The following is a 12,424-nucleotide window of genomic DNA, read 5'->3' as shown; positions in this document are numbered from 1 at the left end:
CCTGTATTAAATTTCTTCCACTTTCACTAAGTGTCTTACTTGTTGAACCATTCCACGAACTCCGGCATTGTCCGGCATCTCAACAGTTTTGTTCAGCTTTCTCAAGCCTAATGCTTCCACTGTTTTTTTGTGCTTTGGAACTGCTCCGATTGTGGATTTTACTAATGTGATTCTTAATTTATCTGCCATTTTCTAATCCTCCTTATGCAAAGATCTCGTCAACAGATTTTCCGCGGAGTTTTGCAACTTCTTCCGGAGTTTTTAACTGACTTAATCCTGCAATGGTAGCAAGTACTACGTTCTGTTTATTTCTGGATCCCAGGCACTTGGTACGAATATTTTTAATACCAGCTAACTCAATTACCGCACGGGCCGGGCCGCCGGCGATAACACCAGTACCTTCCGGAGCTCTCTTCAATAATACGGATGCGCTTCCGAAGTTACCGATGAAGTCATGTGTAATACTTCCCTTGTCGTCTCTCGCTACAGTCACTAATTTTTTCATTGCATCTTCTTTTCCCTTGCGGATTGCTTCAGGAATCTCAGTTGCTTTTCCTAAACCAGCGCCTACATGGCCATTGCCATCACCAACAACCACTAAAGCTGTGAAACGGAAGTTACGACCACCTTTAACAACCTTTGTTACACGCTTGATTGATACTACTTTTTCTTCTAATTCTAATTGACTAGCATCAATAATAGAATGTTTCATGTGTTCTTGACCTCCTTTTCTAGAATTCTAACCCAGCTTCTCTGGCTGCGTCTGCTAATGCTTGAATTTTACCCTGATATATGAAGCCGCCTCTGTCAAAGACAACCTGCTTAATACCTGCTTCAACTGCTTTTTTACCGATTACGGTTCCTAAATATGCTGCTGCGTCAACGTTATTGGTTTTCTCTAACTCTGCTTTCACATCTTTCTGAAGTGTAGAAGCGGAAACCAGTGTTTTTCCAACTGTATCATCAATAATTTGAGCATACATATGATTATTGCTTCTGAATACAGCCAAACGAGGAGTTGCAGCTGTACCACTTAGATGATTACGTAATCTTCTATGCTTTTTTGCGCGAACTTTCGCTCTTGATACTTTACTAACCATTTTTACACTCTCCTTAATTATTTCTTACCAGTCTTACCAACTTTACGTCTGATAACTTCATCAGCATACTTAATACCTTTTCCTTTGTAAGGCTCAGGTCTTCTCTTGTCTCTGATTTCAGCTGCGTATTGGCCAACTTTTTCTTTGTCGATACCCTTAACAGTAATCTTATTTCCATCTACTACGGACTCTAATCCTTCCGGATCTTCCATTTCTACTGGATGAGAGTAGCCTAAGGACAGTACTAATTTCTTACCCTGTTTCTGAACTTTATAACCTACACCGTTTACTTCCAGAATCTTAGCGTAACCTTCGCTGACGCCGGTTACCATGTTCTGAACCAGACTTCTGGTTAAACCGTGTAAAGATTTCATTTTCTTCAAATCGTTTGGTCTTGTAACAATTACCTGACCATCCTCTAACTTAATTTCCATCTCTACTGGCAACGCTCTTTCAAGTGTTCCCTTTGGACCTTTTACAGTCACCACGTTGTTCTCAGCGATTTTAACTTCTACGCCGGCTGGAACAACTACAGGCAGTCTTCCGATACGTGACATACCATTTTCCTCCTTACTTAGATTTTCGGAAGGGACGCTTATGTGGTTCCCTTCTGTTTTCAGTGATTTGTTTAGGTACGGATTGACCGCACCTTTTTTATTATATAGGCTAAATGTGAAAAACCTAGATAATATTTGTTAATATAGTGTGAAGCAATGGATTTACACGTCGCTCAACTAAGTTCGTCTGTCGCCTTTGGCTCAGACTCTCTAAGGTTCGCGACGGGCGTTCTCACTAAGTTCATACTGCGCCTGCGGCTTGCATTCACTAAGTGTTCACAGCCTACCAGACAAATGCCAGGACTTCTCCGCCTACCTGACGCTTTCTTGCCTCTCTGTCGGTGATTACACCCTGGTTTGTAGAGATGATTGCGATTCCCAGGCCGCCAAGTACTTTTGGCAGTTCTTCTTTGCCTACGTAGATACGTAAGCCTGGTTTGGAAATTCTCTTCAGACCTGTGATGATTTTTTCATTTTTATCTGCACCGTATTTTAATGTCATACGGATTGTTTTAAAATTGCCATCTTCGATGATATCATATTTTGCGATGTAACCTTCGTTCACAAGGATATCTGCAATAGCAAGTTTCATTTTAGATGCAGGAACATCGACGGTATCATGTTTTGCAGTATTTGCATTACGGATTCTTGTAAGCATATCTGCGATTGGATCGCTCATTGTCATTTTGAAGTTGCCTCCTTCTTCCTTATATTTCTACGGGGCTTGCCTACCAGCTTGCCTTTTTCACTCCAGGAATCTGTCCTTTATATGCTAATTCACGGAAGCAGATTCTGCAGATTCCATATTTTCTTAAGTATGCATGTGGACGTCCACAGATTCTGCAACGGTTATATTCTCTTGTAGAGAATTTAGGTTTACGCTGCTGTTTGATTTTCATTGCTGTTTTAGCCATGAAATTTCCCTCCTATTCTATTTTGCAAACGGCATATTGAATAATGTCAATAATTCACGGGCTTCTTCGTCTGTCTTAGCAGTTGTTACGAAAATAACATCCATACCTCTTACTTTATCGACTTTATCATATTCCACTTCAGGGAAAATCAACTGTTCTTTAATACCCAGTGCGTAGTTACCTCTTCCGTCGAATGCGTTAGGGTTTACACCCCTGAAGTCACGTACACGCGGTAATGCAAGGTTGATAAGACGATCCGCGAACTCATACATCTTCTCGCCTCTTAATGTTACTTTACAACCGATCGGCATTCCTTCTCTGATTTTGAAGTTAGCAACAGAATTCTTTGCCTTTGTCAGAACTGCTTTCTGTCCTGTTACCAGTTCCATATCTGCAACTGCTGCATCTAACAGCTTTGCATTGTCTTTGGCTTCACCAACACCCATATTTACAACGATCTTATTGAGTTTTGGCACTTCCATGACATTTTTATATCCAAACTTTTTGACCATAGCATCTACGATCTCATTTTCGTACATCTCTCTCAGTCTGCTCACTTTGAATGGCCTCCTCTCCTAATTAATCGATAACCTCTCCGGTTTTTTTAGCAATACGCACTTTCTTGTCGCCCTCTACCTTGAAACCGATTCTGGTAGGAGTACCTTTGTGCAGATACATTACGTTAGAAACCTGGATAGGTGCTTCTTTGTTTACAATACCGCCCTGCTGGTTGGCCATAGAAGGTTTTTCATGCTTCGTAATCATGTTTACCCCTTCCACAACAACTGTGCTGTTTTTAGGATTCACAGAGATTACTTTACCCTCTTTATCTTTATCTTTGCCGGCAATCACTTTTACAGTATCGCCTGTTTTAATCTTAAATGTTGACATTAGAGTACCTCCTATAATACTTCCGGAGCTAAGGAAACAATTTTCATAAACTGTTTTTCACGAAGCTCTCTGGCTACTGGTCCAAAAATACGAGTTCCTCTTGGTGTTTTATCATCTTTAATAATAACGGCTGCATTCTCGTCAAATTTGATGTAAGAACCATCTTTACGGCGAGCGCCTTTTACAGTACGAACAACTACGGCTTTCACAACGTCGCCTTTTTTCACAACTCCACCTGGTGTTGCATCTTTGACAGTAGCAACGATCACATCGCCGATATTAGCATATCTTCTAGTAGAACCGCCCATAACTCTGATGCACAGGATTTCTTTTGCACCGGTGTTATCAGCAACTCTAAGTCTACTTTCCTGTTGAATCATGCTGGTATTCCTCCTTCACGAATTTTCGTAAATTATCTATCAAATTATTTAACTTTTTCTACTACTTCCACAAGTCTCCATCTCTTATCCTTGGATAAAGGTCTTGTTTCCATCACTTTTACGGTATCGCCGATGTTGCATACATTGCTCTCATCATGCGCTTTTAATTTATAGGTTCTCTTTACGATTTTCTTGTAAAGAGGATGTTTTACATGGTCTTCAATAGCAACTACGATAGTTTTATCCATCTTATTGCTCACTACTTTACCAGTACGTGTTTTTCTAAGATTTCTTTCTTCCACGATTTATGCCTCCTTTGATTACTCAGCAGCATTAGCCATCTCGGCGATCACTGTCTGGATTCTGGCAATATTTTTACGAACCTCTTTGATTCTGCTTGTATTGTCCAATTGATTCGTTGCATTCTGGAATCTCAAATTAAAGAGTTCTTTCTTAGCAGCTACTAATTCTTCCTGTAATTCTGTAGCTGATTTTGTTCTTAAATCTTCTACATACTTATTAATTTTCACTGTTATCACCGCCTTCTAAGTCTGCGCGAGAAACGATTTTACATTTACATGGTAACTTGTGCATAGCAAGACGTAATGCTTCACGGGCTGTTTCCTCAGAAACACCTGCGATTTCGAACATTACACGGCCTGGTTTCACTACTGCTACCCAGTATTCCAAAGCTCCCTTACCGGAACCCATACGTGTTTCTGCTGGTTTCGCTGTTACTGGTTTATCCGGGAAAATCTTAATCCAAACCTGACCGCCACGCTTAATGTAACGAGTCATGGCAACACGGGCTGCCTCAATCTGGTTTGACTTGATCCAACATGGTTCTGTAGCAACAAGGCCGTATTCACCGTAGTTGATTTTATTTCCTCTTAATGCTTTTCCTTTCATGGATCCGCGGAATTGTTTACGACGTTTTACTCTTTTAGGCATTAACATAATTATTTATCGCTCCCTTCCTTAGTTCCTTTAGTTGGAAGTACTTCGCCATTATAAATCCAAGCCTTAACACCCACCTTACCATAGGTTGTATCTGCCTCAGCGAAGCCATAATCGATATCTGCTCTTAAAGTCTGAAGAGGAATGGTTCCTTCGCTGTAGAACTCTGTACGGGCCATATCAGCTCCGCCGAGACGTCCGGATACGGAAGTTTTGATTCCCTTTGCTCCAGCCTTCATAGTTCTGGACATAGTAGATTTCATAGCACGGCGGAAAGAGATACGGTTCTCTAACTGTAATGCAATGTTTTCTGCTACTAACTGAGCATCTTTGTCTGGTCTCTTTACTTCTTTGATATCAACAACTAATTTTTTGTCTGTATAGTTCTGAAGTTCAGCTTTTACTTTCTCAATCTCAGATCCGCCCTTGCCGATTACTACACCCGGCTTAGCTGTATAAATGATAATCTTTACTCTGTCGGAAGCTCTTTCGATTTCAATCTTAGAGATACCTGCACTGTATAATTTCTTTTTCAGGAAAGTCCTGATATTATAGTCTTCTACTAAATAGTCAGCAAAATCGCCTTCTGCATACCATTTGGAATCCCAGTCTTTGATCACACCGACTCTGAGGCCGTGTGGATTAACTTTCTGTCCCATGTTTGCCCTCCTTATCTTTCATCTAATACGATAGAGATATGACTTGTTCTTTTCTCAATTCTATATGCTCTACCCTGAGCTCTTGGTTTGATTCTCTTCATAGTTGGTGCTTTGTTGGCATAGCACTCAGCTACGTAAAGATTCTCAACATTCATTCCGTTGTTATTCTCAGCATTAGCGATTGCTGATTCTAATATTTTTTTGATTACGCTGGATGCATATCTTGGATTATATGTCAAAATACCAAGCGCTGTCTGAACATCTTTGCCGCGGATTACATCTAATACATAACAAGCTTTCTGTACTGACATTCTCGCATAAGATAATTTAGCAGACGGTCTTGTATCTTTCACTGCATTTCTTGCTCTTTTTATCTGGGATCTATGTCCTTTTGCCATGGATAAGTCCTCCTTTCTCGACTACGAATAATTAACGAACTCCTGATCTTTTCTCGTCTTTTCCATGTCCTCTATAGGTTCTGGTTGCCACGAACTCACCAAGCTTGTGTCCAACCATATCTTCTGTAACATATACCGGCACATGTTTTCTTCCGTCGTGGACAGCAATTGTGTGTCCGACGAACTGAGGGAAGATTGTAGAACGACGTGACCAGGTTTTAATAACTGTTTTATCACCTGCAGCATTCATTGCTTCTACTTTTTTCAGTAAGCTTTCGTCTGCAAATGGTCCTTTTTTCAGTGAACGAGCCATTAGTTCTAACCTCCTTTATTTAGCTAATGCTTTACCATCTCTTCTTCTTACGATATATTTATTAGACTGCTTATTTTTCTTTCTTGTCTTAAGGCCAAGAGCAGGTTTACCCCAAGGAGTACATGGGCCCGGACGGCCGATTCCTGTCTTACCTTCACCACCGCCGTGTGGATGGTCATTGGGGTTCATAACAGAACCGCGGACAGTAGGTCTGATACCCATGTTACGCTTACGTCCAGCTTTACCAATGTTAATAAGGCTGTGCTCGCCGTTTCCAACCACGCCGATAGATGCTCTGCAGATGATCGGAACCATTCTCATTTCTCCTGACGGCAGACGAAGGGTTGCGTACTTGCCTTCTTTTGCCATTAACTGTGCGCCATTACCTGCTGAACGAACCAGCTGTCCGCCCTTTCCAGGATACAGCTCAATGTTGTGTATCATTGTACCAACCGGCACCTCTGAGAGAGGCAGGCAATTGCCTGTTCTTACTTCTGCGTTAGGGCCGTTCATAATCTTCATGCCTACTTTTAATCCATCCGGAGCCAGAATATATGCTTTTTCACCATCTGCATAGGTGATCAAAGCGATATTGGCTGTTCTGTTGGGATCGTACTCAATTGCTGTTACAGTTGCCGGTACATCATCTTTTCTTCTCTTAAAATCGATGATTCTATATTTTCTTCTGCTTCCGCCTCCGCGGTGTCTTACTGTGATTTTACCCTGATTGTTACGTCCAGCGTTCTTTTTCAATGACACTACCAGAGATTTCTCCGGTGTAGATTTTGTAATCTCCTGGAAATCGGAGCTGGTCATGTGTCTTCTGGAAGGTGTATATGGGTTATAGGTCTTAATTCCCATTACTATCTCTCCTTTCGATTCTCGTTTTACAACGCATCCTAGCGTTTTGCTACGCGACTGAATAATGGATTAATTTCTCTCAGCCGCTGTCTCTATCATTATCCGTTAATTTTAAAGTCCTTCAAAGATTTCGATATCTTTGCTGTCCTCTGTCAAAGCAACAATTGCTTTTTTAGACTTTGCTGTGCGGCCGATGGTCATACCGCGTCTTTTCTTTTTGCCGTCATTGTTCATGGTGTTAACAGATTTTACTTTTGTACCCTCGAACATTTTCTCAACAGCTTCTTTGATCATCGTCTTATTTGCTTCCGGGTGTACTAAGAAAGTATATTTCTTTTCTCCCATAGCGTTCATACTCTTTTCAGTCACGACTGGTTTAAGGATTACATCATAATATTGAATGTTTGCCATTATGCGTACACCTCCTCGATCGAAGCAACAGCAGCCTTTGTAAGAATTACTGTATTATATTTTAATACATCATATACATTGATTGTATTAGGTAACGCAGTTACTACATCAGGAATGTTTCTTGCGGATAATACCACATTGCTGTCATTGTCGTTCAACACAACTAATGCTTTGGAAACATTCAGGTTGTTCAATACATTCTGCATTGCTTTCGTCTTTACTTCATCTAATTTCAGTTCATCAAGAACAATCAGTTTATTTTCCTGAACTCTGGATGTAAGAGCTGATTTTAACGCTGCTCTTCTTTCCTTTTTGTTCATCTTCATATCATAGTCTCTCGGTGTGGGAGCAAATACCACTCCACCGCCTGTCCACTGAGGAGATCTGGTTGAACCCTGTCTTGCATGACCAGTTCCTTTTTGTCTCCATGGTTTTCTTCCGCCGCCGCGAACTTCTGAACGGGTTTTTGCTTTCTGAGTTCCCTGACGATTATTTGCAAGCTGACGAACAACTGCTAAATGCACTAAGTGATCGTTTATTTCCACACCAAACACTGCGTCATTCAGATCCATTGTTCCAACTTCTTTGCCTTCCATATTAAAAACAGATACGTTTGCCATCTGTGTGTTCCTCCTTTCCTGAAAAAAACTTATTTAACAGTTTTCACAGTTTCCTTGATTGTCACTAAAGATTTTTTAGGTCCCGGTACAGCACCTTTTACTAATAACAGATTATTTTCTGCATCTACTTTTACAACTTCCAGATTTTGAACAGTGATCTTTTTGTTACCCATCTGACCCGGCATTTTTTTGCCCTTGAACACCTTGCTGGGATCTGATGCAGCGCCGTTGGAACCTGCATGACGGTGGAACTTAGAACCGTGGCCCATAGGTCCGCGGGACTGTCCGTGTCTCTTGATTGCGCCCTGGAATCCTTTTCCTTTGGAAGTAGCGGTGGCATCGACTTTGTCTCCTGCCTCAAAGACATCAACTTTGATTTCCTGTCCCAAAGTATATTCTTCCGCTCCGTCCAGTTTGAATTCTCTGACGAATCTCTTGCAGGAAACTCCCGCTTTCTCAAACTGTCCTTTCATTGGCTTGTTGACTAACTTTTCTCTTTTGTCGCCGAATCCAACCTGTACTGCGCTGTATCCGTCGTTTTCCTGTGTTTTAACCTGGGTTACCACACAAGGGCCTGCCTGCAATACAGTTACCGGAGTTAACACTCCGTCATCGTTGAAGATTTGAGTCATTCCGACTTTTGTAGCTAAGATTGCTTTCTTCATTTTTTTACCTCCTGTTTAATCTACAGCGGATTACACTGTTTTGTGCAATCATCCTAGACAGAAAGTTAATATACTGTAAGCACTTGGTGAGGTTCTTTCGAACCTAGTGCAAACGTACGCCGCAACACTTAGAGAAGTCCTTTTGAACTTAGTCGTGTGGCGTTTTCATTTATATATCAACCTTGTAGGATAATTTCTTTCACTATTATTTCTGTTTCATTTTAATATCAATGTAAACACCTGCCGGCATCTCTAAACGAGATAACGCATCCACAGTTTTCTGTGTTGGTGTAATGATATCGATGAGTCTCTTGTGAGTTCTCTGTTCGAACTGCTCTCTGGAATCTTTGTATTTGTGTACCGCCCTAAGAATTGTAACTACCTCTTTCTTTGTAGGCAGGGGAACTGGTCCACTCACTACTGATCCGGTCTTTTTTACAGTTTCGATAATTTTGCCTGCAGACGCATCCACTAACTGATGATCGTAAGCTTTTAATGTGATTCTCATTACTTGACTTGCCATAAAAAAAGTCGCCTCCTTTTCGCACTTATTAGCAGTACGACAAGCGGTGACTGTACACATTCCCGTGTGTGTCATAAAATGTTTCACACGTAGTTTCTACCTGTTCTTCTGATTCGATAGACATTTTCAACTTGTACAGTGACTTGTCGCCAGTTTCTTAACTTGACATTCGCTCCACGGAAAACCTGCAATTCATGCAGCAACCTCACGCTTCATCGCTATCAATGTCACAACAGTAATCAGTATACAGGATAATCCAAAATATTGCAAGAGTTTTTTTACAAAAAATACATTTTTTTCATACTGTTCCTCTTAAGCATTATTGCAGGTGTCAAAAGTCTCCGGCAAACCACTCTAAACGTACCTTTAATATAGAAGAAACTCATACAAAACACCCTGCACGTTACCATGCAAGGTGTATTCTCTACAACAAATCCGTATAGTCTAGGAGTGTAACTCCGGCGTCCTTATCTTCCTCCACTTTTGGTTCTTCTCCGCTTCGGCTTGCTTTGTTCAGCAATTCCTGAGCAGAAGGTGTATGACGTATTTTTTCTTTGCGCTGTTCTGGCTCCGGCATATTCGTTGTCTTTGGCCTCTCAGGTGCAGCTTCTTTCTCAGCGACAGCTTCCTTGAGTTCTTCTGCCTGGGGCATAACCATAGTTTTGGAGTTATCCGCAGCCGCTTCCTCTCTCTGAGGGAAGACAATCTCCTCCTGTACAGGAACTTCTGACTCCTTCACTCCCGCAACTCCCGCCGCAATGGAAGCCAGTGTCTCCTCAAGGACTGCGTCCGCAGATGCAGCAGCCGGTTTCTCCGTCAGAGGCTGGGCCGCCGGCTTTCTTCTCACCGGAGGAGGCAGTTCTTCTTCCTCATCCTCATCATCCAGGCCCTCTTTGCGGCGCCTCCTGGCTTCTTTCTTCGCCTCTTTTTCAGCCCGCTTAGCTTCTTTTTTTAACTGGCGTCTGCTCTTTGGCTCATCCTCGTCTTCTTCCTCGTCTTCTTCCTCGTCTTCTTCATACTCCTCATCTTCGTAGTCCTCTTCCTCATCGTCTTCGTCCGTATCCTTTTTCCACAGCTCAGCCAGCACGAAAAGAATAATGAGAAATATAACACCAAGTCCAATGATAATCAGCCCTTCCTTGCTTTGGAGAGCCATTACCGCATAAGCGATAAAGGGCACGGTCAAAACCGGCTTAGCCACCGTGGCGGTAAGTGCTACAGTCTGATCTTCTGACTTGGAATTGCGCGGATTCTTCAGAGTATAGGAACCCGCGGTGGCATCCATATCCGCGATTTGGTATTCATAGATTTGCTTTCCGTCCTGGATCATAATCTTGTCTCCGGCTGAAAGGTTCTCCCTTTTCACCCTCTTGGCGTAAGTCACGGATCCCATAGGAAGGTTCGAATCTATACTCACATCATCTATCATAAAGGTATCCACCCCTAAAAGAGGCGGAACAATCAGCATCCCTGCTACCAGGACCACACATATCACAATCAGGTTTACTATAAATTTCAGAAACTTTGACATGTTTTTTTCTCCTCGTTGTTTTCATTTTGCATCATACAGTATTATACTACCATTGAAATGAGAATCTGTACACCCCAAACTTCCATTCCCAACATTTTTCTGCTGTTTTCGATATCCATTACATGTCTCTTAGAAATGCCTGATAGCCCCTGTATGCCTCATAGATGTCCACCTTGCTTGCAATCTCCCAGGGGGCATGCATATTCAAAACAGCGACGCCGCAGTCAATCACTTCCATATTATAATTAGCCAGGATATAGGCTATCGTTCCTCCCCCGCCCTGGTCTACTTTCCCCAATTCTGCGGTCTGAAAGGTTACCTGATTGTCATCCATAACTTTCCTGAGACTCCCGAGGTATTCTGCATTGGCATCGTTGGATCCTGATTTTCCCCGGGAACCGGTATATTTGTTAAAAACTACTCCTTTTCCCAAAAAAGCAGCATTTTTCTTTTCCATTACCTGCGGGTAATTCGGATCAAATGCAGCGCTCACATCAGATGAAAGCATCCTGGAGCGGCTCAAAGCCCGGCGAACCTTCAATTCACTGTACTCCCCTGCAGCATTCATGACTTCCGCCACCATATTTTCAAAAAATCTGGACTGCATTCCCGTTGCCCCTACGCTCCCAATCTCTTCCTTGTCTACCAGAAGGCACACAGAAGTATATTCCGGATCCTTCACCTGGAACATGGCCTGATAGGAAGGATAGGCGCATACTCTGTCGTCATGGCCGTAAGCCATAATCATGCTCCTGTCCAGGCCGCAGTCCCTGGCCCGCCCTGCCGGCACAATCTCAATTTCTGCTGACAGGAAATCCTCTTCTTCTATCTCATAGGTTTCCTTTAAAATTTGCAGCACCCGGGCCTTCACCGGCTCTTTTTCCTCGTCTTCTTCCTCAGAAACCGGGCAGCTGCCCACAAGAACATTCAAATCTTCCCCTTCGATTACCTCATTTCCCTTTTTCGCAAGCTGCTTTCCGGAGAGATGAATAAGCAGATCTGAGATCCCAACCACCGGATCCTCATCACCTTCCCCGATATTCAGCGCTATCCTGGTACCATCCTTTTTCACCACAACCCCATGGACAGCCATGGGAAGGGTAACCCATTGATACTTTTTTACTCCGCCGTAATAATGTGTCTCCCAAAGCGCCTGCTCTCCCTCTTCATAGAGAGGGTTCTGTTTCAGATCCAGTCTGGGAGAATCAATATGAGCTCCCAGAATCCGCATGCCGTCCTCCAAAGGTTTTTTCCCAATCTGAAACAGCGCCAGGGCTTTCCCCATGTTATTGGCATATACCTTGTCCCCGGATTTGAGAGATGCCCCCCTGCGGATCACTTCCTCCAGATCCAGATATCCCTGCTCCCTGGCCTCCTCTATGATTCTGTCTACGCATTCTCTCTCTGTCTTGCAGGCAGACAGAAAGTTTTTGTAGCCCTCCGCAAAGTTCATGACTTTCTCCCGCTCGTTCCCCTTATACTTAATCCACGCATTCTTAATATCCATATGTAATAACCTGCCTTTCTTTCATATTATCTGATTATATCCTTTTTTCCCCCTTCCCGCAAGTAACCGGAGTGCCTAAGATTATACTTGCCAGTTTCCGACGCCTATTCTATAATGTGGATAGAATTGCTCTTACA

The 12,424-nt window shown here is 42.5% G+C and carries 22 protein-coding genes; all 22 read right to left on the bottom strand.

Going from position 1 to position 12,424, the window contains the following annotated elements; genetic code table 11:
* Window positions 1-6 precede the first annotated feature (6 nt).
* The 22 genes from rpmD to ACGHCT_RS05540 all read right to left on the bottom strand — a co-directional run bounded on the left by rpmD (window position 7) and on the right by ACGHCT_RS05540 (window position 12,287).
* Complete coding sequence (gene rpmD / locus ACGHCT_RS05645) at window positions 7-189, bottom strand: 50S ribosomal protein L30 (protein WP_072849215.1); 183 nt, start codon at window positions 187-189, stop codon at window positions 7-9.
* Between the two features lie 13 nt (window positions 190-202).
* The gene (rpsE, locus tag ACGHCT_RS05640; protein WP_072849217.1) at window positions 203-712 is read right to left on the bottom strand and encodes a 30S ribosomal protein S5; all 510 of its coding nucleotides are present in this window, start codon (window positions 710-712) and stop codon (window positions 203-205) included.
* A gap of 19 nt (window positions 713-731) precedes the next feature.
* Window positions 732-1,100: a 50S ribosomal protein L18 gene (gene rplR, locus ACGHCT_RS05635; RefSeq protein ID WP_072849219.1), complete on the bottom strand. Its 369-nt coding sequence runs from the start codon at window positions 1,098-1,100 to the stop codon at window positions 732-734.
* A gap of 17 nt (window positions 1,101-1,117) precedes the next feature.
* Entirely contained in the window at window positions 1,118-1,657 is a 540-nt protein-coding gene (gene rplF, locus ACGHCT_RS05630; protein ID WP_072849221.1) for a 50S ribosomal protein L6, read from the bottom strand.
* Window positions 1,658-1,940: 283 nt separating this feature from the next.
* Window positions 1,941-2,342, bottom strand: a complete 402-nt coding sequence (gene rpsH / locus ACGHCT_RS05625; protein ID WP_154257245.1) for a 30S ribosomal protein S8 — start codon at window positions 2,340-2,342, stop codon at window positions 1,941-1,943.
* Window positions 2,343-2,385: 43 nt separating this feature from the next.
* The gene (locus ACGHCT_RS05620; protein ID WP_072849226.1) at window positions 2,386-2,571 is read right to left on the bottom strand and encodes a type Z 30S ribosomal protein S14; all 186 of its coding nucleotides are present in this window, start codon (window positions 2,569-2,571) and stop codon (window positions 2,386-2,388) included.
* Between the two features lie 17 nt (window positions 2,572-2,588).
* Window positions 2,589-3,128 carry a 50S ribosomal protein L5 gene (gene rplE, locus ACGHCT_RS05615; protein WP_072849227.1) on the bottom strand — a complete coding sequence of 180 codons (540 nt, stop codon included), beginning with the start codon at window positions 3,126-3,128 and terminating at the stop codon, window positions 2,589-2,591.
* 22 nt (window positions 3,129-3,150) lie between these two features.
* On the bottom strand, window positions 3,151-3,462 hold the full coding sequence (rplX, locus tag ACGHCT_RS05610) for a 50S ribosomal protein L24 (RefSeq protein ID WP_072849228.1): 312 nt from the start codon (window positions 3,460-3,462) through the stop codon (window positions 3,151-3,153).
* Between the two features lie 11 nt (window positions 3,463-3,473).
* A complete protein-coding gene (rplN, locus tag ACGHCT_RS05605; protein WP_072849229.1) occupies window positions 3,474-3,842 on the bottom strand; it encodes a 50S ribosomal protein L14 in 369 nt (122 codons plus the stop codon).
* 44 nt (window positions 3,843-3,886) lie between these two features.
* Complete coding sequence (gene rpsQ, locus ACGHCT_RS05600; RefSeq protein WP_072849231.1) at window positions 3,887-4,144, bottom strand: 30S ribosomal protein S17; 258 nt, start codon at window positions 4,142-4,144, stop codon at window positions 3,887-3,889.
* Between the two features lie 18 nt (window positions 4,145-4,162).
* Window positions 4,163-4,372 (bottom strand): 50S ribosomal protein L29, encoded by a 210-nt coding sequence (gene rpmC, locus ACGHCT_RS05595; RefSeq protein ID WP_072849232.1) that lies wholly within the window; start codon window positions 4,370-4,372, stop codon window positions 4,163-4,165.
* A complete protein-coding gene (rplP, locus tag ACGHCT_RS05590) occupies window positions 4,362-4,799 on the bottom strand; it encodes a 50S ribosomal protein L16 (protein WP_072849233.1) in 438 nt (145 codons plus the stop codon). Before rplP ends, rpmC begins: the two co-directional genes overlap by 11 nt.
* 2 nt (window positions 4,800-4,801) lie before the next feature.
* Window positions 4,802-5,458 carry a 30S ribosomal protein S3 gene (gene rpsC, locus ACGHCT_RS05585; protein ID WP_154257243.1) on the bottom strand — a complete coding sequence of 219 codons (657 nt, stop codon included), beginning with the start codon at window positions 5,456-5,458 and terminating at the stop codon, window positions 4,802-4,804.
* Window positions 5,459-5,469: 11 nt separating this feature from the next.
* Window positions 5,470-5,856 (bottom strand): 50S ribosomal protein L22, encoded by a 387-nt coding sequence (rplV, locus tag ACGHCT_RS05580; RefSeq protein WP_154257241.1) that lies wholly within the window; start codon window positions 5,854-5,856, stop codon window positions 5,470-5,472.
* Between the two features lie 31 nt (window positions 5,857-5,887).
* Window positions 5,888-6,169 carry a 30S ribosomal protein S19 gene (gene rpsS / locus ACGHCT_RS05575; RefSeq protein WP_154257239.1) on the bottom strand — a complete coding sequence of 94 codons (282 nt, stop codon included), beginning with the start codon at window positions 6,167-6,169 and terminating at the stop codon, window positions 5,888-5,890.
* A gap of 15 nt (window positions 6,170-6,184) precedes the next feature.
* Window positions 6,185-7,030, bottom strand: a complete 846-nt coding sequence (rplB, locus tag ACGHCT_RS05570) for a 50S ribosomal protein L2 (protein ID WP_154257237.1) — start codon at window positions 7,028-7,030, stop codon at window positions 6,185-6,187.
* Window positions 7,031-7,141: 111 nt separating this feature from the next.
* A complete protein-coding gene (gene rplW / locus ACGHCT_RS05565; RefSeq protein WP_072849240.1) occupies window positions 7,142-7,441 on the bottom strand; it encodes a 50S ribosomal protein L23 in 300 nt (99 codons plus the stop codon).
* On the bottom strand, window positions 7,441-8,061 hold the full coding sequence (rplD, locus tag ACGHCT_RS05560) for a 50S ribosomal protein L4 (protein WP_154257236.1): 621 nt from the start codon (window positions 8,059-8,061) through the stop codon (window positions 7,441-7,443). Before rplD ends, rplW begins: the two co-directional genes overlap by 1 nt.
* A gap of 29 nt (window positions 8,062-8,090) precedes the next feature.
* The gene (gene rplC, locus ACGHCT_RS05555; RefSeq protein WP_072849243.1) at window positions 8,091-8,726 is read right to left on the bottom strand and encodes a 50S ribosomal protein L3; all 636 of its coding nucleotides are present in this window, start codon (window positions 8,724-8,726) and stop codon (window positions 8,091-8,093) included.
* 205 nt (window positions 8,727-8,931) lie between these two features.
* Window positions 8,932-9,249: a 30S ribosomal protein S10 gene (gene rpsJ, locus ACGHCT_RS05550; protein WP_072849244.1), complete on the bottom strand. Its 318-nt coding sequence runs from the start codon at window positions 9,247-9,249 to the stop codon at window positions 8,932-8,934.
* Between the two features lie 424 nt (window positions 9,250-9,673).
* A complete protein-coding gene (locus tag ACGHCT_RS05545) occupies window positions 9,674-10,780 on the bottom strand; it encodes a hypothetical protein (protein WP_226902991.1) in 1,107 nt (368 codons plus the stop codon).
* A 118-nt stretch (window positions 10,781-10,898) separates the two neighbouring features.
* Complete coding sequence (locus ACGHCT_RS05540) at window positions 10,899-12,287, bottom strand: aminopeptidase (RefSeq protein WP_154257232.1); 1,389 nt, start codon at window positions 12,285-12,287, stop codon at window positions 10,899-10,901.
* Between the last annotated feature and the right edge of the window lie 137 nt (window positions 12,288-12,424).

The sequence above is a fragment of the Lactonifactor longoviformis genome (genome assembly GCF_042848515.1).
GTDB lineage: Bacteria > Bacillota > Clostridia > Lachnospirales > Lachnospiraceae > Lactonifactor > Lactonifactor longoviformis.
This window is presented reverse-complemented; position numbering and strand designations above follow the sequence as displayed.

Coding starts and splice junctions, on each gene's coding strand:
- ACGHCT_RS05620 (WP_072849226.1), bottom strand. CDS start 2,571: ATGGCTAAAACAGCAATGAAAATCAAACAGCAGCGTAAACCTAAATTC.
- rpsS (WP_154257239.1), bottom strand. CDS start 6,169: ATGGCTCGTTCACTGAAAAAAGGACCATTTGCAGACGAAAGCTTACTG.
- rpsH (WP_154257245.1), bottom strand. CDS start 2,342: ATGACAATGAGCGATCCAATCGCAGATATGCTTACAAGAATCCGTAAT.
- rplB (WP_154257237.1), bottom strand. CDS start 7,030: ATGGGAATTAAGACCTATAACCCATATACACCTTCCAGAAGACACATG.
- rpsC (WP_154257243.1), bottom strand. CDS start 5,458: ATGGGACAGAAAGTTAATCCACACGGCCTCAGAGTCGGTGTGATCAAA.
- rplR (WP_072849219.1), bottom strand. CDS start 1,100: ATGGTTAGTAAAGTATCAAGAGCGAAAGTTCGCGCAAAAAAGCATAGA.
- rplF (WP_072849221.1), bottom strand. CDS start 1,657: ATGTCACGTATCGGAAGACTGCCTGTAGTTGTTCCAGCCGGCGTAGAA.
- rpmD (WP_072849215.1), bottom strand. CDS start 189: ATGGCAGATAAATTAAGAATCACATTAGTAAAATCCACAATCGGAGCA.
- rplX (WP_072849228.1), bottom strand. CDS start 3,462: ATGTCAACATTTAAGATTAAAACAGGCGATACTGTAAAAGTGATTGCC.
- rplC (WP_072849243.1), bottom strand. CDS start 8,726: ATGAAGAAAGCAATCTTAGCTACAAAAGTCGGAATGACTCAAATCTTC.
- rplV (WP_154257241.1), bottom strand. CDS start 5,856: ATGGCAAAAGGACATAGATCCCAGATAAAAAGAGCAAGAAATGCAGTG.
- ACGHCT_RS05540 (WP_154257232.1), bottom strand. CDS start 12,287: ATGGATATTAAGAATGCGTGGATTAAGTATAAGGGGAACGAGCGGGAG.
- rpsJ (WP_072849244.1), bottom strand. CDS start 9,249: ATGGCAAGTCAAGTAATGAGAATCACATTAAAAGCTTACGATCATCAG.
- rplW (WP_072849240.1), bottom strand. CDS start 7,441: ATGGCAAACATTCAATATTATGATGTAATCCTTAAACCAGTCGTGACT.
- ACGHCT_RS05545 (WP_226902991.1), bottom strand. CDS start 10,780: ATGTCAAAGTTTCTGAAATTTATAGTAAACCTGATTGTGATATGTGTG.
- rplP (WP_072849233.1), bottom strand. CDS start 4,799: ATGTTAATGCCTAAAAGAGTAAAACGTCGTAAACAATTCCGCGGATCC.
- rpsE (WP_072849217.1), bottom strand. CDS start 712: ATGAAACATTCTATTATTGATGCTAGTCAATTAGAATTAGAAGAAAAA.
- rplN (WP_072849229.1), bottom strand. CDS start 3,842: ATGATTCAACAGGAAAGTAGACTTAGAGTTGCTGATAACACCGGTGCA.
- rplD (WP_154257236.1), bottom strand. CDS start 8,061: ATGGCAAACGTATCTGTTTTTAATATGGAAGGCAAAGAAGTTGGAACA.